The sequence below is a fragment of the Streptomyces sp. NPDC007095 genome (genome assembly GCF_040634475.1).
GTDB lineage: Bacteria > Actinomycetota > Actinomycetes > Streptomycetales > Streptomycetaceae > Streptomyces.
Window position 1 is genome coordinate 1 of record NZ_JBEYFS010000242.1, and the last position, 17,171, is coordinate 17,171.

Sequence of the window (17,171 nt, forward strand, 5' to 3'; positions counted from 1 at the left end):
GGCGACAAGAACGACAGGCGGGCGCAGGACGTGGCCGCGTCGCAGTCGGCCACGGCCGCCGAGGCTTCGCCGTCGGCGTCCGGCTCCCCGTCCCCCCGGGCCTCGAAGAAGCCCAAGACGTCCGGGTCCGCTCTGCCGCCCAGCCCTTCGGGGCCCCCGACGCCCACGCGGACCGCGACTTCGGCTCCCCCGACCGCCGCGTCCAGCAAGCCCGCGGCTCCGACGGCCCCCGTATCGGTGACGTACGCCGGGATCCGGATGACCGCGAGCCACGACCTGTATCTCGCGGACACTCCGGTGCGGTCCAAGGCGGACACCGGGACCTCCGACGAGGATCTGACGTACGCCGTCTACTCCTCGGGGGCGGTCCTCGCCCCCGGCACCGACTCCGGCAGCTCTCTCGCCCTGCTGCCCGTGGGGCGGCTGGGGAGCCTGGACGCGTGCAAGGCGGCGACCGGCTACAAGAGCTACATCTGGGTCAAGGACCTCACCGTCGGCCAGCAGATGTGCGTGGTGAGCGGGACGGGGCACGTGGGGCTCGTGACGTATCGGGGTTCGTCCGGGACGACGTACGCCACCTTGGACGTGAAGGTCTGGCGCAACGCGGCCTAGGTCCTGTCGTCAAATTCCCGTCGTCCGCCCGGAGGGCGGGTCCTGCGGCGGCAGGTGCGTGCTCTCGGCGTGCCGGGCACAGGCCCTCGTACTGGACGTACTTGGGTCTGTGCCTGGTGCGGTGAGAGTGCGTGCATGGCGTCGCGGGGCGGACGGGAATTTGACGACAGGGCCTAGCTAGTGCCGCGGCAGGCAACGTTTGCCCGTCAAGGAGCGGCGTCCGGTGCGTGCTCTCGGCGTGCCGGCCGGAAGTCCTCGTACTGGGCGTACTTGGGCTTTCGGCCGGTGCGGCGAGAGTGCGTGCCGGGCGTCGCGACGGGGCGAACGTTGCCTGTTGCGGCACTAGGAGCAGACCTCTTCCAGCACGGACCCCTTCCCTCACGGGCCTCTTCCCTCACGGGCCGAGGATGCCCGCACCCGGTCGTCGCACCATGAAGACGTCGATCGGGTCCTGAACCTCCACGGTGAACCCGTGGCGCTCGTACAGTCGCCGGGCGGCGCTGCCCTGCAGAACATTCAGACGGACGGGCATGCCGTCGGCGTCGGTGCGCTCCAGCAGGGTGCTCAGGACGGCCGAACCGAGCCCCCGGCCCTGCAAGCCCGGGACGAGATAGAAGTGCTCCAGCCACAGCCCGTCCTCGGCCGGCCTCAGCGTGACGCAGCCCGCGAAGTCGCCGTCGGCGATGACGACCGACGTGTGCCCCGGGGAGAAGGATTCCCGCAGCCGCCGGCGGACCCGGCGCTCGTCGAACCGGCCCAGCCGCTCCAGGTCCGGGCGCATCACCGTCGCCCGCAGCTCGGCGATCACCTCGACATCCGCCTGCTCCGCGGAGCGCAGCACCCATTCCATGGAACGGTCCGGACCTCGGCCCGACCCCTTCCCGGGCAGCGCCCGCCCCGGCCGTATCCGGTCCGCCCCCGCAGTCGTCTCCATGGTGGGAGTCTCTCAGTGGCCTGCCGAGACGTTGAATCCCCATCCCGAGGGGGCTGAAGTGACCGAAGTACCAGAAGTGCCGGGAGTACCCGAAGCAACCGGCGACGGTGAGGCATCCCGGTGGTCGCGTGCCGAAGCCTTCCTGCGTGCGCGGGGAACCGCCGAGATGCCGCACCCGGGCGGCACGCTGCTGGAGCATCTCGGCCGTGTCCGGCGGCTCCTGGCCGACTGGGGCGGCGACCCCGCGGTCCAGGCGGCGGGGCTGTGCCATGCCGCGTACGGGACCGACGGCTTCGACCCGTACCTGCTGCCGGTCGCCGAGCGGGCGATGCTGGCGGAGCTGATCGGTGACCGGGCCGAGGCGCTGGTGTACCTGTACGCGAGTTGCGACCGCGGCGCCGTCCTCCCCCGTATCGGGCGCGATCGGCCCGTGGTCTTCCGTGATCGCTTCACCGGCCGCGAGCACATTCCCACGGACGACGACCTGCGAGCCTTCTTGGAGATCACCGCCGCCAACGAACTCGACGTACTGGCCCACAACGAGGAACTGGCCGAGCGGTACGGCCCGGCCCTGTACCGGCTGCTGGCCGGAGCGGGCGACCTGCTGTCCGCCCCGGCCCGGGACGCCTGCACCCGGCAGCTCGGCCCGCACGCCGCGCTCCCGGACCACTGATCACCGAGTTCGACCGACTCGTACCGGCCACGGCCGCAGCCGGAGCCCGAACGCTTGAGGTCAGCGAACACTTTTACCCGCCACTGATGGCATGCCCCGGTCAAATCTGCCAGGCTTCCCGCAGCCGTCGCCCTGACCACAGGGAGACGCAACGGAAATCTCACCCCAGCGATCGCGCAAGCGATGCGCACAGCCCCCGGCTGCCCCCGGCGCACCCAGGCCGTCAGGGCGGCCACCGAGCAGGCCGGAATCCCGGCCGCCTCAAAGGAGTTTCGTGTGAGACCGACCCCCCACAAGGCCCTCGCCGCGAGCGCACTGGGCATCGCCGCGTTGGCCGCCGCCCTGCTCCCCGTCACCCCGGCGGCAGCCGCGCCGCCCACCGCACCACTGGCCGCCGCATGCACTCCGGCCCAGGTGGTCACCAACGGTGGTTTCGAGGGCGGGACTTCGCCCTGGACCCAGTCGTCGTCGACCGTGATCACCAGCCGTTCCGGTCAGAGCGCCCACGGCGGCACCAGCTTCGCCTGGCTGAACGGTGTCGGCAGCACACACACCGACACCCTCTCGCAGAGCGTCACGATCCCGTCCGGGTGCAGCAGCGCCACGCTCACCTTCTGGCTGCACATCGACACCGCCGAGACGACCTCGTCGACCGCGTACGACAAGCTGACGGCGAAGATCGGCAGTACGACACTGGCGACGTACTCGAACCTCAACAAGGCCACCGGCTACGTACAGAAGTCGTTCGACGTGTCGGCGTTCGCGGGCCAGACCGTGAGCCTCGCCTTCACCGGGACCGAGGACTCCAGCCTCCAGACGAGCTTCGTCCTCGACGACATCGCCCTCGACACCTCCGGCGGCACGACCCCGCCGGCGGACTCCACGCGCACGCCGGCCGCCCCCTCGTACACCGTCAGCCTGAGCAGCAACACGAGCGGCACGGGCTGGACCGGACACGAGAGCGCGACGTTCACCAACGCCTCCTCCACCGCGCTCAGCGAGGTGTACCTGAGGCTGTGGGACAACTATCACGGCACCTGCTCCGCGATGCCGATCACGGTCAGCAACGTCACCGGGGGCACCGCGGGCGCCCTGTCGGTCGGCTGCACCGCTCTGCAGATCGCCCTCCCGGCCCCGCTGGCGCAGGGCCAGTCGACCACGATCGGCTTCGACCTGGGGATCACTGTCCCCAGCGGCGCCGACCGCTTCGGCTACGACGGCGCGTTCAGCATGATCGGCAACGCGCTGCCGGTCCTCGCCGTCAAGGACGGCTCGGGCTGGCACCTGGACCCGTACACCAACAACGGCGAGTCGTTCTACTCCCTGGCCGCCGACTTCAAGGTGACCCTCGACCACCCGACCACCCTGCTGGTCCCGGCCACGGGCACCTCGGTGGACACCCCCGGCTCCAGCGGACGCACGGTCACCACGGCCACCGCCTCCAAGGTCCGTGACTTCGCGTGGGCGGCGGGCCCGTTCACCAAGATCTCGGGTACGTCGGCGGCGGGCACCCCGATCAACATCTACTCGGTCTCGGGGATCAGTTCGTCCAGCGCACAGTCCATGCTCACCACCGCGAAGACCGCGGTGGACGCCCATGCGGGCCGCTTCGGCGCCTACCCGTACGGCGAGTTGGACGCCGTGATCGACAACAACTTCTGGTTCGGCGGCATGGAGTACCCGGGGTTCGTCCTCGACCTGGTCTCCACCACGGCGCTCACCCATGAGATCGGACACCAGTGGTTCTACGGGATCGTCGGCGACGACGAGTACAACAGCCCGTGGCTGGACGAGGCGTTCACCGACTACGCCACCGACCTGGCGCTGGGCAGTACCGGCACGAACTGCTGGAACAGCGTCTCCTGGGCCTCGACGGCGGAGAAGATCACCGACTCGATGGCCTACTGGGACGCCCACTCGTCCCGGTACTCCACCGTCGTCTACGGATACGGCAAGTGCGCCCTGCACGATCTGCGGCGCGTCCTCGGTGACACCACCATGGCCAAGTTGCTGAAGGATTACGCCACTTCGCACTGGTACGGCGTCTCGACCACGGCCGAGTTCAAGGCGGCCGCCCAGGCTGCCACGACCACGGACCTGACCTCGTTCTGGACCCAGCACCGCATCGACGGCTGATACGGCGCCGGTTCGCCGCGGTTGGCCCCTCGGGTGTCATCCGCGGCGAACCGGCAACCGGGACGTGCGTGATCAGCGTCGTGACGCCGACCCACTCCTACTGGTCGACCGCCGGGTGAGGGGACAGCCCGCCAAGGACCGCCAGGCGACGCGGGGCTCCTTGCGGGCCACGGCCCCTGGTGGTCCCGGTGGAGTACCGGCTCGCCCCGGAACACCCTCCCCCGGCGTCGACCGGCAGGCTGCCGGCCGCGGCGTGCGGCGAACCGTCCCCTTCCAGCGACCACCGTGGACGTTGGGTAATAACTTGATAACCCTCCGCAACCCCCGCCGACCAGGCGTTTTTGTCGAATGATGGGGGTTTTCGACGCTTTTCGCACGAGGATGGAGCCTTCGTCCGGTCGCAGGCTCGGCAATGACGTGGATAACCTCAAAAGCGAACATTTCGCCCATATGGGCGTGATCCGTTTGTGGGGGGACCCCGTCACGTCAGGAGTCACACGTGAATTCCACATTCCGCAGCCGCTGCGCCAAGGCGATCGGCGCCGGTGCGCTCTCCGTCACTCTGCTGTCGGCCGGGACGGCGGGCGCCTTCGCCGCGTCCCCGAGCGCGGCCTCACCGAGCCCGAAGCCGAGCATGACCGGCACCGCGAGGCCGCACATCACCGGCACTGCCAAGCCCACCAGGACCGGCATGCCCATGCCCACCAGGACCGGCATGCCCATGCCCACCAGGACGGGCATGGGCATGGCCAGCGGCTCGATCACCGCCAGGGTGAGCAAGACCCAGGTGCACCCCGGGCAGTCGGTGACGCTCACCGGACGCGCCAAGGGCGTGAAGGTCGGCACCAAGGTGGTACTGCTGCACATGCACAACGGTAAGTGGACCGCTCTGAAGTCCAGCACCGTGCTCAAGAACGGCAGCAGCTACTCCCTGATCACCAAGCTCAACAACAAGGGCAAGGAGCAGCTCCGGGTCATGGCGGGCAAGATCGTCTCGCCGACCGTACTCGTGACGGTGAAGTGACCCGCCGGCACCGCGACGAGAGGGCCGACCCGGGCATGGGTCGGCCCTTTCACGGTTCGATGAGTCCGGCCCTGATCGCGTACCGGGTGAGTTCGAGGCGGTCGCGCAGGCCGAGCTTCTGCAGCAGGTTCGCCCGATGGCTCTCCACGGTCTTGGCGCTGATGTAGAGCAGTTCGGCGATCTCCTTCGTCGTGTGGCCCTCGGCGACCAGCTTCAGCACCTCCTCCTCGCGGTCGGTGACGGTCCGCACGGGCAGTCCCTCGCCGCGTCGCATCCGCTCCAGGTAGGTGCGTACGAGCGCGGTCTCGGCGCCGGGATAGATGAACGGCTCGTCGCGCATCGCCGCCCGGCACGCCTCGACCAGGTCGCGGTCGGCGACCGACTTCAGCACGTAACCGCAGGCCCCGGCCTTGAGCGCCTCGAAGAAGTACTGCTCGTTGTCGTACATCGTCAGGATGAGGATGCGCAGGTCCGGAAGCCGGCGGGAGAGCTCGCGGGCCGCCTGGAGCCCGGTCATCCGGGGCATCGCGATGTCGAGGACGGCGAGGTCCACGTCCGTGTCGCGGGCCCTCGCGACCGCTTCCGCCCCGTCCCCGGCCTCGGCCACGACGCTCAGGTCCGGTTGGCCGTCCAGGATGAGCCGTACACCACGGCGCACGAGCGTGTGGTCGTCGGCGAGCAGAACCCGGGTGGGCCGACCCCCGCCGGACTGCCGGTCGGGCACGGACGGCATGGACGACGCGGACGACACGGGCGGCACGGACGTCATCGGTCTCCCTCGAATGCGGTCGCGGCACGGAGCTGCGGCGGTACGCCGGTCTTCGCTGCGCCGGTCTTCGTCGAGATCCGCAGCCGTACGTCGGTGCCCACCCCTGGCCCGGCCCCGACCGAGAGCGCGGCGCCGATCAGCAGGGCCCGCTCCCGCATACCGCTGATCCCCGCCCCTTCCCGCAGCCGGCCGGGGCCCTTGCCGTTGTCCCGTACGAGGAGCTCGACGCCGTCACCACCTTCCACGCCGACGACCCGCCGCAACCGCAGTTCGGCGCGATCGGCGCCCGCGTGCCGGGCCGTGTTGGTGAGCCCTTCCTGAGCCACCCGGTAGACCACGAGTTCCGTCTCCTCCGTCATCGGCGGCAGATCTCCGTCGAGGTGATGGCGTACGGACAGGCCGTGCGTGGTGAACTCGGCCGCCAGCGACCGCAGCGCGCTGTGCAGCCCGAGCTCCTCCAGGACACCGGGGCGCAGCCGGCGGGCGATGCGGCGGATCTCGTCCAGGCTGCCGCGGGTCGCCTCCTGCGCCTGCAGTACCTCCTCCCGCAGCTCCCCGGGCACCTGGTCGGCGACCCGCTTGAGCTGCAGCAGCACGGCGGTCAGGGTCTGGCCCACCTCGTCGTGGAGCTCCTGGGAGATGCGTCGGCGCTCGCCCTCCTGCGCGCAGAGCGCGCGGGCCGAACGGGTGGCGCGCTCGGTCTCCAGCCGGTCGAGCATGGTGTTGTACGTGGTGATCAGCCCGGCGACCTCCGCGGGGCCGGTCACGGGTGCCCGGGCCCCGGGATGCAGCAGGTCGGCGGTGGCCATGGCCCGGCCGAGCCGTTGCAGCGGGGCCAGTCCTATCCGCAGCACGAGCGCGTTGACGACGAGCAACACCGCGAGCCCCGCGACGACGACCAGCACCTCGCCCGGCAGTATCGGCGTCGACACGGTGACCGGGCCCAGCAGCAGCACGGTGGCCACGGTCAGGCCCGCGGCATTGAGCAGGAAGATCCGCCGGAACAGCGACACGTTCTTCTGTCCGTCCCTTCCTGCCCCTGCGGCCCTTCCGAGCTGCGGCGACGCCGCTGTCCCGGTCAGCTTCGCGCCTGTCGAGCGGTCGTGTCCATCCGTGCCAACACCCATGTCGCCACCGTACGGCGGATGGCAGCATGACCGTTTTGCACGGGAACGCAGGACCGCGACTCGACGAACAAGGGGAGATCATGTCCACGCCACGCCTTCGGGCGACGCCACTGCCAGGCATCGGGGTCCAGTACGACCTCATGACGCGCGAACAGCGCCACCTGTCGGTGGTGGCGCACCGCGACGGCGCCCGTACCGTGAGCGTGTACCGCGCCGACGACCCCGACTCCTGCGCCCAGTCGCTGCGGCTGACGAGCGGCGAGGCGGCCTCGCTGATCAACGCGCTGAAGCCCTCTCACCACAGCCCGAGCCTGCTCTACACCACCGACCTCGGGCTGATCGCCGAGCGCATCGAGATCGCCGCGACGTCCCACTGGAACGGCCGGGTGCTGGGCGAGACCCGGATGCGGACCGAGACCGGCGCGTCGGTGGTGGCGGTGCTGCGCCGCGCCGAGGCCATCCCCTCGCCGACCCCGGACTTCCGGCTGGCGGGCGGGGACACCCTGATCGTCGTCGGCACCCGCGAAGGCGTCGACGGCGCCGCGGCGATACTCGGACGGGAGTGAGCGCGTGCACTCTGCTGTTCTGCTGATCGAGTTCGGCGCCATCATCCTGTGTCTCGGGCTGCTCGGGCGGGCCGCCGCCCGGCTGCGGTTCTCCCCCATCCCGCTGTATCTGCTGGCCGGTCTCGCCTTCGGCGAGGGCGGGCTGCTCCCGCTCGGCGCGAGCGAGGAGTTCGTCGCCACCGGCGCCGAGATCGGCGTCATCCTGCTGCTGCTGATGCTCGGCCTGGAGTACACGGCCAGCGATCTGGTCTCCAACCTCAAGGCCCACTACCCCTCGGGCCTGGTCGACTGCACCCTCAACGCCCTGCCCGGCGCGGCCGCCGCGCTGCTGCTCGGCTGGGGTCCGGTGGCCGCCGTGGTCCTGGCGGGCGTCACCTGGATCTCCTCGTCCGGTGTCATCGCCAAGGTGCTGGGCGACCTGGGGCGGGTGGGCAACCGGGAGACACCGGTGATCCTCAGCATCCTCGTCCTGGAGGACCTGGCGATGGCGGTCTACCTGCCCATCGTCACGGCGCTGGTGGCCGGGGTCGGGCTGGCCGCGGGCAGTGTGACGCTCGCGATCGCCCTGGGAGCCGCCGGACTCGTCCTGTTCGTGGCCGTCCGCTACGGCCGTGTCATCTCCCGTTTCGTCTCCAGCGACGACCCCGAGAAGCTGCTGCTCGTCGTGCTGGGCCTGACGATCCTCGTCGCGGGCATCGCGCAGCAGCTCCAGGTTTCCGCCGCCGTCGGGGCGTTCCTGGTCGGCATCGCCCTGTCCGGGGAGGTCGCGGAGGGCGCGCACACGCTGCTCAGCCCGTTGCGGGACCTCTTCGCGGCGATCTTCTTCGTCTTCTTCGGACTGCACACCGACCCGGCGAGCATCCCGCCGGTGCTGCTGCCCGCGCTCGCGCTGGCCCTCGTCACGGCTCTGACGAAGATCGCCACCGGGTACTGGGCGGCACGCCGGGCCGGTATCTCCGTCGGCGGGCGATGGCGGGCGGGCGGCGCGCTGGTCGCACGCGGCGAGTTCTCCATCGTCATCGCCGGGCTCGCGGTCACGGCCGGCATCGAGCCCTCACTCGGCCCGCTGGCCACGGCGTACGTGCTGATCCTGGTCGTACTCGGCCCCCTCACCGCCCGCTACGCCCAGCCGCTGGCCGAACGGCTCACGGCCCGGTTCGGCCTCTCCGAGCGCCGGGGCCCCGCGGCACAGCCCGAGGGGGCGGAACCGGAACAGCCCGAGGCGCAGGATGAGGCCCGGCAGCAGACCGCCGTCGGGGACTGAGCCGGGCCGATCGAGCAGAGGGGCCTACGCGTCCGCGTCCCTCCACCCCTGCCCCCGCAGTACCTCCGACACGTCCGGCGCCCGGTAGTGCTCCCCCTTGAGCACCTTGCCGTCGGCCCGGCGGGCGACGCGTCCGTCGGGGCCCAGCTTCGTCATGTTGGAGCGGTGGACCTCGGCGATCACCGCGTCGAGATCGATGCCGTGGACGAGCGCGGTGCCGTACGCCACGTACACGACGTCGGCCAGCTCGTGCGCGAGCCGGTCCAGCGGGCCCGAGACCGAGACCTCGGCGACTTCGGCGGCCTCCTCGGCGAGCAGTTCACCGCGGTGGGCGGCCAGCGCCGGGGAGACCTCCGTCGGCGTGCTGCGCGCGTCGAGCCCGAAGGCGAGGTGGAACTCACGGACCAGGGAAGCCGGGGAGGCAGAAGCGGGAGAGGGCACGGGAGACGGGGAAGAAGTGACCGGGGAGTCGGGCGAGGTCTGCATCCGCCGACCCTACCGAGCCGATGCCCCACCCCCGCCGGCCCGATGTCGCACCCCTACGGGCCCCTACCGGCCCCCTCTCGCCCCCCGTCCCGGCCCCCTCTCGCCCCCCGTCCCGGCCCCCTCTCGCCCTCCCCCGGCCTCCTCTCGGCCCCGCCCTGGTCAGGACGGCACCCCGGCTGGCAGGATCGCGCGCATGTTCCTGGCACTCCCCCGTATCGACCGGCGCCGCGCGCTGTTCGGCTCGGCCGCCGCGCTCGTGGTGTTCGGGCTGCTGTTGTGGTGGCTGCTGCCGCTGGGCGAGGAGTCGCCGGGCGGCAGGATCACGTTCAGCACGGGCACCCCGACCGGGGTGTACCAGAAGTACGGCACGCTGCTGCAGACCGCGCTCGCCAAGGACATGCCGCGTCTGGACGTCCGGCTGAAGAACAGCGACGGCTCGCAGGAGAACGTCCGCCGGGTGGCCACGGGCCAGGCCGACTTCACCATCGCGGCGGCCGACGCGGTGGAGACGTACATCCTGGAGAACAAGCCGGGAGCCGGCCAACTGCGCGGCTGCGCCCGGCTGTACGACGACTATGTGCACCTGGTCGTCCCGCGTTCCTCGTCCGTGCAGTCGGTGGCGGACCTGCGGGGCAAGAGGGTCGCCGTGGGGCCGGACGGCTCCGGGGTACGGCTGATAGCGGAGCATGTTCTACAGGCGGCCGGGCTCGACTCCGCGAAGGACATCAAGCCGTTTCCGGACGGCATCGGCACCATGCCGGACCTGCTCGAACAGCACAAGATCGACGCCTTCTTCTGGTCGGGCGGCCTGCCGACGAGCGCGGTGCAGCAGCTCTCGAAGAGCTTCGCCGTCAGGCTGGTGCCGATCACCGGCGACCTCGTCGCGAAACTGCACGAGCAGGGCGGCGCAGCCCGCTACTACCGGTCCGCGGTGATGCCCGCCGACGCCTACCCCGAGGCCCAGCAGGGCTCGTCCGTGCAGACGCTGGCGGTGGCGAACTTCCTGATCACCCGGGAGGACTCGGACGCCCGGCTCACCGAGGAGCTCACCCGCACGGTGATCAACAGCCGCGACGGCATCGGCCGTCAGGTGCACGCGGCCCAGCTGGTGGACCTGCGCACGGCCATCTACACGGATCCGCTGCCCCTGCACGAGGGCGCCCGGCGCTACTACCGCTCGGTCAAGCCGTAGCGCGGGCCGTCTCCCGGCCACAGCCCGCGGCCGTGGCCGCCCCGCTCACGACTCGGGCCGCGACCTCGGCACCGTCACCGTCACCTCGAGGCCGTGCGGCTCGTGTCGGGCGTACGCGATGGACCCGCCGCCCGCCGAGAGCAGCACCCGCGAGATGGACAGGCCCAGGCCCGAGCCCTTGATGTTCTGGTGCCCCGCGCTGCGCCAGAAGCGGTCGCCGATGCGGGCCAGTTCCTCGTCGCTGAGGCCCGGACCGCGGTCGGTGACGACCACCGTCGAGACCTCGCCGTTCGACGCGACCGTCACCTCGACGTCCTCGCCCTCGGGCGTGAACTTCAGCGCGTTGTCGATCACCGCGTCCAGGGCACTGGACAGGGTGACCGGGTCGGCCCAGGCGGTGGTGGCCGGGCAGGTCCCCGTCAGGCGTACGCCCTTGCTGTCGGCCAGTGGTGACCAGGACGCGACGCGCTCGGCCGCCAGCTCACCGATGTCGGTCAGCCGCAGGTCCGCCTCGGCGTGCTCGGCGAGCGCCAGGTCGAGCAGGTCGTCCAGGACCTCGGCGAGGCGCTTGCCCTCGGTGCGGACCGACGCGATCTCCTCATTGTCCTCCGGCAGTTCGAGCGCGAGCAGTTCGATGCGCAGCAGCAGCGCCGAGAGCGGGTTGCGCAACTGGTGCGAGGCGTCGGCGACGAAGGCGCGCTGCTGCTCCAGGACGTCTTCGACGTTGTCCGCCATCTCGTTGAACGACCGGGCCAGGCGCCTGAGTTCCGGCGGACCGCCCGCGACCGCGACCCGCGACTTCAGCCGCCCGGTCGCGATGTCGTGGGTGGTGGCGTCGAGGACGCGTACGGGCCTGAGTACCCAGCCGGTGAGCCGCAGCGCCGCGCCGAGGGCGAGGAGCATCGCGGCGACCTCGCCCGCGCCGATGATCACCCAGCCGTGCAGGATCTTCGAACGCATCTGTCCGGTGGGCGAGTCGGTGACCACGACCGCGATGACGTCGCCGTCCCGGATGACCGGCGACGCGACGACGAGCCGGTCGCGCTGCCACGGCCAGACCTGCTCCGGGTCGTGGCTGCGGCGGCCCAGGAGCGCCTCGTTGAAGGCGTCGCGCCCCTCGCCCTTGCCGACCACGTACCAGTTCTCGGGCGCGTTGGCCATGGGGGCGAGGTCGCGGTAGAAGACGCCGACGCGGATGCCGTACACCTCGTAGTACGCGACGAGTTCCTTGCGCAGGGTCTCCCCGCGCTCGTCCGTCGTGCCCACCCGGGAGCCGCCGGCGGGCTGGTCGGTGACGAACTGCGCGAGGGCGGCGAAGCGTGCCGTGTCGTCGATGCGGTCGACGACCACACGCTGTTGCTCGGCGGCCGCGACACTCACGGCGAGCGGGATGCCGAGCGCGAGCAGCACGGCTGCCATCAGGACGATGAGCAGCGGAAGGAGGCGGGTGCGCACCGGTGCACGCTACGCCGCGGGAGCGACGAGCCGGTACCCCACGCCGCGCACGGTCTCGATCAGCGCCGGCATGCGCAGCTTGGAGCGCAGGGACGCGACATGCACCTCCAGGGTGCGCCCGGTCCCCTCCCAACTGGTGCGCCACACCTCGCTGATGATCTGCTCCCGGCGGAAGACCACCCCGGGGCGCTGGGCGAGCAGCGCGAGCAGGTCGAACTCCTTGCGGGTCAGTTGGACGACCGAACCGTCGACGCTGACCTGGCGGGTGGGCAGTTCGATGCGGACCGGCCCGAGCCGCAGCGCGGTGTCGCCGGAACCGGCGGCGTCGTCGGAGACGCTGCGCCGACTGACGGCGTGGATACGGGCGAGCAGTTCTCCGGTGTCGTAGGGCTTCACCACGTAGTCGTCGGCGCCGAGGTTGAGGCCGTGGATCCGGGACCGTACGTCGGAGCGGGCGGTGACCATGATCACCGGAGTGCTGGTGCGTTTGCGGATCTTGCCGCAGACCTCGTAGCCGTCCTGGTCGGGCAGGCCCAGGTCGAGCAGGACCACACCGAAGCCGTCGCTTTCCGGAACCAGCGCCTGCAGGGCCTCCTCACCGCTGCGGGCGTGCGTGACGTCGAAGCCGTGTCGCGCCAGCACCGCGGACAGGGCAGCCGCGACGTGGTTGTCGTCCTCGACGAGCAGCAGTCTCACTCCGGCCCCCTCCGGTTCATCGGTCGTACGGTCCGATCCCGTTGGATCGCGGCGCACACGCGTGTGCACCAAGGAAGTCACGCCGATGGATCACGACGGCGTCAAGAGGCTTCGGGTCGCGGAGGACTTCCGTTACCCAGCCGGTACGCGGTCGCGCAACAGCTGCTACGACACGTGTCCGATTGCTACCGGATCGTGATGCTCAAGTTCCCCTCAGATGTAATGACGCTGGTCGCACGGGGTCACTACTGTCCACCGAAACCGAGGAGGACGGAGCCCCAGAGCGATGACCGAAGTATCGGTGGCCAAGGATGCCGTGGCCGCGACCGAGGACCTGGTCGTCCTGAAGAGCGTCAACAAGCACTTCGGCGCGTTGCACGTGCTCCAGGACATCGACCTGACGATCGCACGTGGCGAGGTCGTCGTGGTCATCGGGCCCTCCGGGTCCGGGAAGTCCACCCTGTGCCGCACCATCAACCGCCTGGAGACGATCGATTCGGGCGACATCACGATCGACGGCAAGCCGCTGCCCGACGAGGGCAAGGCACTGGCCCGGCTGCGGGCCGACGTGGGCATGGTCTTCCAGTCCTTCAACCTCTTCGCGCACAAGACGGTGCTCGAGAACGTGATGCTGGGTCAGATCAAGGTCCGCAAGGCCGACAAGAAGGCGGCCGAGGAGAAGGCCCGCGGACTGCTCGACCGGGTGGGCGTGGGCACTCAGGCGGACAAGTATCCCGCGCAGTTGTCGGGCGGTCAGCAGCAGCGGGTCGCGATCGCGCGGGCGCTGGCGATGGACCCCAAGGTCATGCTCTTCGACGAGCCGACCTCGGCACTCGACCCCGAGATGATCAACGAGGTCCTGGAGGTCATGCAGCAACTCGCGAGCGACGGCATGACGATGATCGTCGTCACCCACGAGATGGGCTTCGCTCGTTCGGCTGCCAACCGGGTGGTCTTCATGGCCGACGGTCGCATCGTCGAAGAGGCCGTGCCGGACCAGTTCTTCAGCAATCCCCGCAGCGACCGCGCCAAGGACTTCCTGTCGAAGATCCTTCACCACTGACGGCCTGCGCTTCGTCATCACTGAAGTTCGTGCGTGAACCGACGTTCATCACTGACGTTCACCACTGACGTTCACCGCTGAAGCCCATGCCTGAAGACCTGCATCTCCTCCCCACCCAAAGGATGTTCACCATGAAGCTCCGTAAGGTCACCGCCGCCTCGGCCGTCGTACTCGCCCTCGCCGTCACCGCCACGGCGTGCGGTTCGGACGACAAGAAGGACAGCGACTCCTCCGGCGGCGGCAAGAAGATCACCGTCGGTATCAAGTTCGACCAGCCGGGCATCGGCCAGAAGACCCCGCAGGGTTACGCGGGCTTCGACGTCGACGTCGCCACGTACGTCGCCGGGAAGCTCGGCTACAAGCCCGACCAGATCCAGTGGAAGGAGACGAAGAGCGCCGACCGCGAGAACGCGCTCTCGCGCGGTGACGTCGACTTCATCGCCGCCTCCTACTCGATCACCCCCGAGCGCGAGACGAAGGTCGACTTCGCCGGCCCTTACCTGCTCGCCCACCAGGACGTGCTGATCCGCGCCGACGACACCGCCATCAAGTCGCCGTCGGACCTCAACAGCAAGAAGCTGTGTTCCGTGACCGGTTCGACCTCGGCGCAGAACGTGCACGACAAGCTGGCGCCCAAGGCCCAACTCCAGCAGTACCCGACGTACTCGGCCTGCCTGACGGGTCTGCAGAACAAGGCGATCGACGCCCTGACGACGGACGACTCGATCCTCGCCGGCTATGCCTCGCAGGCCGCCTTCAAGGGCAAGTTCAAGCTCGGCGGCTTCAAGATGACCAACGAGAACTACGGCATCGGCGTCAAGAAGGGCAGCGACCTCAAGGCCAAGATCAACACGGCTCTCGAGGCGATGGTCTCCGACGGTTCCTGGCAGAAGGCCGTGGACAAGAACTTCGGTCCGGCGAACTACAAGAACGAGCCCGCTCCGAAGATCGGCAACATCGTCAGCTGATGTCGGGCCCGCCGGTGCGCCGCCCTCGGGGGGCGGCGCACCCGGGCATCACCACACGCGGAAGCGCGGGAAATCGTGTTCGACTTTCTTCAAGGTTACGACCTGCTGGGAGCGTTCTGGATGACGGTGAAACTCACCGTCCTCTCAGCCGTCGGCTCCCTGATATGGGGAACCCTGCTGGCCGCCATGCGGGTCGGTCCGGTGCCTCTCATGCGCGGTTTCGGCACCGCCTACGTGAACATCGTGCGGAACATCCCGCTGACCGTGATCATCCTGTTCACCTCGCTGGGCCTCAACCAGACCCTGGGGGTGAGTCTCGGCGCGGACAAGTTCGAGACGATCAACTTCCGGCTGGCCGTGCTCGGTCTGATCGCCTACACCTCGGCCTTCGTCTGCGAGGCGCTGCGCTCCGGCATCAACACCGTGCCCGTCGGGCAGGCGGAAGCGGCCCGCGCCATCGGTCTGAACTTCACCCAGGTCCTCACCCTGATCGTGCTTCCCCAGGCGTTCCGTTCGGTCGTCGGCCCACTGACGAACGTGCTGATCGCCCTGACGAAGAACACCACGGTGGCGGCCGCGATCGGTGTCGCCGAAGCGGCCACCCTGATGAAGTCCATGATCGAGAACGAGGCCCAACTCATCGCGATCTCCGCCGTCTTCGCCTTCGGGTTCATGTGTCTGACACTGCCGACCGGCCTCCTCCTCGGCTGGGTGGGCAAGAAGGTGGCGGTGAAGCGATGACGTCCGTCCTGTACGACGCCCAGGGCCCCCGCGCCAAGCGGCGCAACATCCTCTACTCGGCGCTGTTCCTGGTCGCCTTCGCGGCCCTGTTGTGGTGGGTGATCACCAGCCTCAACGACAAGGACCAGCTCGCCTGGGAGAAGTGGAAACCCTTCGTCCACGGCGAGGCCTGGAGCACGTACCTCTGGCCGGGACTGCTGAACACCCTGAAGGCCGCGGCCCTGGCCATGGTCATCGCCCTGCCGCTCGGCGCCTTCTTCGGCATCGCCCGGCTCTCCGACCACGCATGGATCCGAATACCCGCGGCCGCGATCGTGGAGTTCTTCCGCGCCATCCCGGTGCTGGTCCTCATGATCTTCGCTCTCGCCGCGTACTCCGAGTACACGAACATCAGCTCGGACGACCGTCCGCTCTACGCGGTCTTCACGGGACTGGTGCTCTACAACTCCTCGGTCCTCGCGGAGATCGTCCGCGCGGGCATCCTGTCGCTGCCCAAGGGGCAGTCAGAGGCGGCCATGGCCGTCGGTCTGCGCAAGAACCAGGTCATGCGGTTCATCCTGCTGCCGCAGGCGGTCACCGCGATGCTGCCGGCGATCGTCAGCCAGCTCGTCGTGATCGTGAAGGACACCGCGCTCGGCGGCGCGGTCCTCACCTTCCCCGAGCTGCTCGCCTCCGTCGGCCCGATGAGCGCGTACTACGGCGCGAACACCATCGCCAGCTTCACCGTGGTGGCCCTGATCTACATCGCGATCAACTTCAGCCTCACGAGCTTCGCGAGTTGGCTGGAGGGACGACTGCGGCGCGGCAAGAAGTCGACGGGCGTGGTGCTCGCGCCGGCCGCGGTCGGGGGCACGGAGTCGACCGGCGCAGGCGGCGCAGACGGCAGCATCTGACGGGTCCTCACCCTGCGTCGGCGTCAACGGGGGCAGTGGGGTGATCACCACTGCCCCCGTCACTTGACGCAAGCACCGGCAATGGGTTGCATACGTTCTGTGATCGTGCACCCCGCTCCAACTGCCTGTCCCCGAACGTTCCTCAGGACGCCGCTCCGGGCAGGGGGCCGCGCGCCGTGGACCCGGTGATCATCGTCGGCGCGGGGCCCGTGGGCCTCACGCTGGCCCTTGCGCTGGCCCGCCAGGAGGTCCCCTCCGTGGTCCTCGACGAGGGGCCGGGCAAGGACGAACAACGGCTCGCGCGGACGGTGGTGCTGCGCGAGGACACGGCCGCGCTCGTCGAGCGACTGACGGGCCTGCCCCTCACCGATGCCGGTTTCCGTTGGGCCGGATGGCGGTCGATGCGGCGCAAGCAGGTGATGCGCGAGATCGACTTCGCTGCCGGGGCATCGGGCACCGACTCGCCGGACTTCGAAGCCGATGCGCAAGGCCTTGGGGGCGCGGCGCACGGCTCGGGGGCGCACGGCTCGGGAGGCGGTGCGCACGGCGAGGTAAGCGGCGCGCGGGCGTTT

General features: G+C 69.9%; 17 protein-coding genes and 1 pseudogene. 12 read left to right on the forward strand and 6 right to left on the reverse strand.

Annotation, left to right across the window (positions count from 1 at the left end):
• Positions 1-612: pseudogene (locus tag ABZ656_RS48080) on the forward strand (hypothetical protein); the annotation flags it as partial.
• A gap of 394 nt (positions 613-1,006) precedes the next feature.
• On the opposite strand, the gene ABZ656_RS48085 reads toward ABZ656_RS48080, so the two are convergent.
• Positions 1,007-1,462, reverse strand: coding sequence for a GNAT family N-acetyltransferase (locus tag ABZ656_RS48085; RefSeq protein WP_101401048.1), 456 nt, complete (start codon positions 1,460-1,462; stop codon positions 1,007-1,009).
• A 142-nt stretch (positions 1,463-1,604) separates the two neighbouring features.
• On the opposite strand from ABZ656_RS48085, the gene ABZ656_RS48090 reads away from it, so the two are divergent.
• The 3 genes from ABZ656_RS48090 (at position 1,605) to ABZ656_RS48100 (ending at position 5,379) form a co-directional block, all read left to right on the forward strand.
• Positions 1,605-2,219 (forward strand): DUF6817 domain-containing protein, encoded by a 615-nt coding sequence (locus ABZ656_RS48090; RefSeq protein WP_360277593.1) that lies wholly within the window; start codon positions 1,605-1,607, stop codon positions 2,217-2,219.
• 276 nt (positions 2,220-2,495) lie between these two features.
• Positions 2,496-4,355 (forward strand): M1 family aminopeptidase, encoded by a 1,860-nt coding sequence (locus ABZ656_RS48095; RefSeq protein WP_101401047.1) that lies wholly within the window; start codon positions 2,496-2,498, stop codon positions 4,353-4,355.
• A 499-nt stretch (positions 4,356-4,854) separates the two neighbouring features.
• A complete protein-coding gene (locus ABZ656_RS48100) occupies positions 4,855-5,379 on the forward strand; it encodes a hypothetical protein (RefSeq protein WP_129592107.1) in 525 nt (174 codons plus the stop codon).
• A gap of 49 nt (positions 5,380-5,428) precedes the next feature.
• On the opposite strand, the gene ABZ656_RS48105 is transcribed toward ABZ656_RS48100, so the two are convergent.
• Both ABZ656_RS48105 and ABZ656_RS48110 read right to left on the reverse strand, forming a co-directional pair.
• Complete coding sequence (locus ABZ656_RS48105; protein ID WP_360277614.1) at positions 5,429-6,112, reverse strand: response regulator transcription factor; 684 nt, start codon at positions 6,110-6,112, stop codon at positions 5,429-5,431.
• Between the two features lie 32 nt (positions 6,113-6,144).
• Positions 6,145-7,161, reverse strand: coding sequence for a HAMP domain-containing sensor histidine kinase (locus ABZ656_RS48110; protein ID WP_360277617.1), 1,017 nt, complete (start codon positions 7,159-7,161; stop codon positions 6,145-6,147).
• Positions 7,162-7,355: 194 nt separating this feature from the next.
• Between ABZ656_RS48110 and ABZ656_RS48115 the strand changes: the two genes are divergently transcribed.
• Together ABZ656_RS48115 and ABZ656_RS48120 are read left to right on the forward strand one after the other, a co-directional pair.
• Complete coding sequence (locus ABZ656_RS48115; RefSeq protein WP_360277597.1) at positions 7,356-7,841, forward strand: TrkA C-terminal domain-containing protein; 486 nt, start codon at positions 7,356-7,358, stop codon at positions 7,839-7,841.
• A 4-nt stretch (positions 7,842-7,845) separates the two neighbouring features.
• Positions 7,846-9,105, forward strand: coding sequence for a cation:proton antiporter (locus ABZ656_RS48120; RefSeq protein WP_360277600.1), 1,260 nt, complete (start codon positions 7,846-7,848; stop codon positions 9,103-9,105).
• A 24-nt stretch (positions 9,106-9,129) separates the two neighbouring features.
• On the opposite strand, the gene ABZ656_RS48125 is transcribed toward ABZ656_RS48120, so the two are convergent.
• Complete coding sequence (locus tag ABZ656_RS48125; RefSeq protein WP_360277603.1) at positions 9,130-9,591, reverse strand: MazG nucleotide pyrophosphohydrolase domain-containing protein; 462 nt, start codon at positions 9,589-9,591, stop codon at positions 9,130-9,132.
• Between the two features lie 193 nt (positions 9,592-9,784).
• Between ABZ656_RS48125 and ABZ656_RS48130 the strand changes: the two genes are divergently transcribed.
• Positions 9,785-10,783 carry a TAXI family TRAP transporter solute-binding subunit gene (locus ABZ656_RS48130; protein ID WP_101401040.1) on the forward strand — a complete coding sequence of 333 codons (999 nt, stop codon included), beginning with the start codon at positions 9,785-9,787 and terminating at the stop codon, positions 10,781-10,783.
• A 45-nt stretch (positions 10,784-10,828) separates the two neighbouring features.
• Here the strand turns inward: ABZ656_RS48130 and ABZ656_RS48135 are convergent, their stop codons facing one another.
• Entirely contained in the window at positions 10,829-12,238 is a 1,410-nt protein-coding gene (locus ABZ656_RS48135; protein ID WP_101401039.1) for a HAMP domain-containing sensor histidine kinase, read from the reverse strand.
• 9 nt (positions 12,239-12,247) lie between these two features.
• Positions 12,248-12,934: a response regulator transcription factor gene (locus tag ABZ656_RS48140; protein WP_101401038.1), complete on the reverse strand. Its 687-nt coding sequence runs from the start codon at positions 12,932-12,934 to the stop codon at positions 12,248-12,250.
• 286 nt (positions 12,935-13,220) lie between these two features.
• On the opposite strand from ABZ656_RS48140, the gene ABZ656_RS48145 reads away from it, so the two are divergent.
• The 5 genes from ABZ656_RS48145 to ABZ656_RS48165 form a co-directional block, all read left to right on the forward strand.
• Entirely contained in the window at positions 13,221-13,997 is a 777-nt protein-coding gene (locus ABZ656_RS48145; protein ID WP_054229851.1) for an amino acid ABC transporter ATP-binding protein, read from the forward strand.
• A 131-nt stretch (positions 13,998-14,128) separates the two neighbouring features.
• Positions 14,129-14,965: a glutamate ABC transporter substrate-binding protein gene (locus ABZ656_RS48150; RefSeq protein ID WP_101401037.1), complete on the forward strand. Its 837-nt coding sequence runs from the start codon at positions 14,129-14,131 to the stop codon at positions 14,963-14,965.
• 75 nt (positions 14,966-15,040) lie between these two features.
• A complete protein-coding gene (locus ABZ656_RS48155; RefSeq protein ID WP_101401036.1) occupies positions 15,041-15,706 on the forward strand; it encodes an amino acid ABC transporter permease in 666 nt (221 codons plus the stop codon).
• Positions 15,703-16,599 carry an amino acid ABC transporter permease gene (locus ABZ656_RS48160; protein ID WP_101401035.1) on the forward strand — a complete coding sequence of 299 codons (897 nt, stop codon included), beginning with the start codon at positions 15,703-15,705 and terminating at the stop codon, positions 16,597-16,599. Before ABZ656_RS48155 ends, ABZ656_RS48160 begins: the two co-directional genes overlap by 4 nt.
• 176 nt (positions 16,600-16,775) lie before the next feature.
• On the forward strand, positions 16,776-17,171 hold a 396-nt coding region (locus ABZ656_RS48165), incomplete at its 3' end, for an FAD-dependent monooxygenase (protein WP_360277610.1).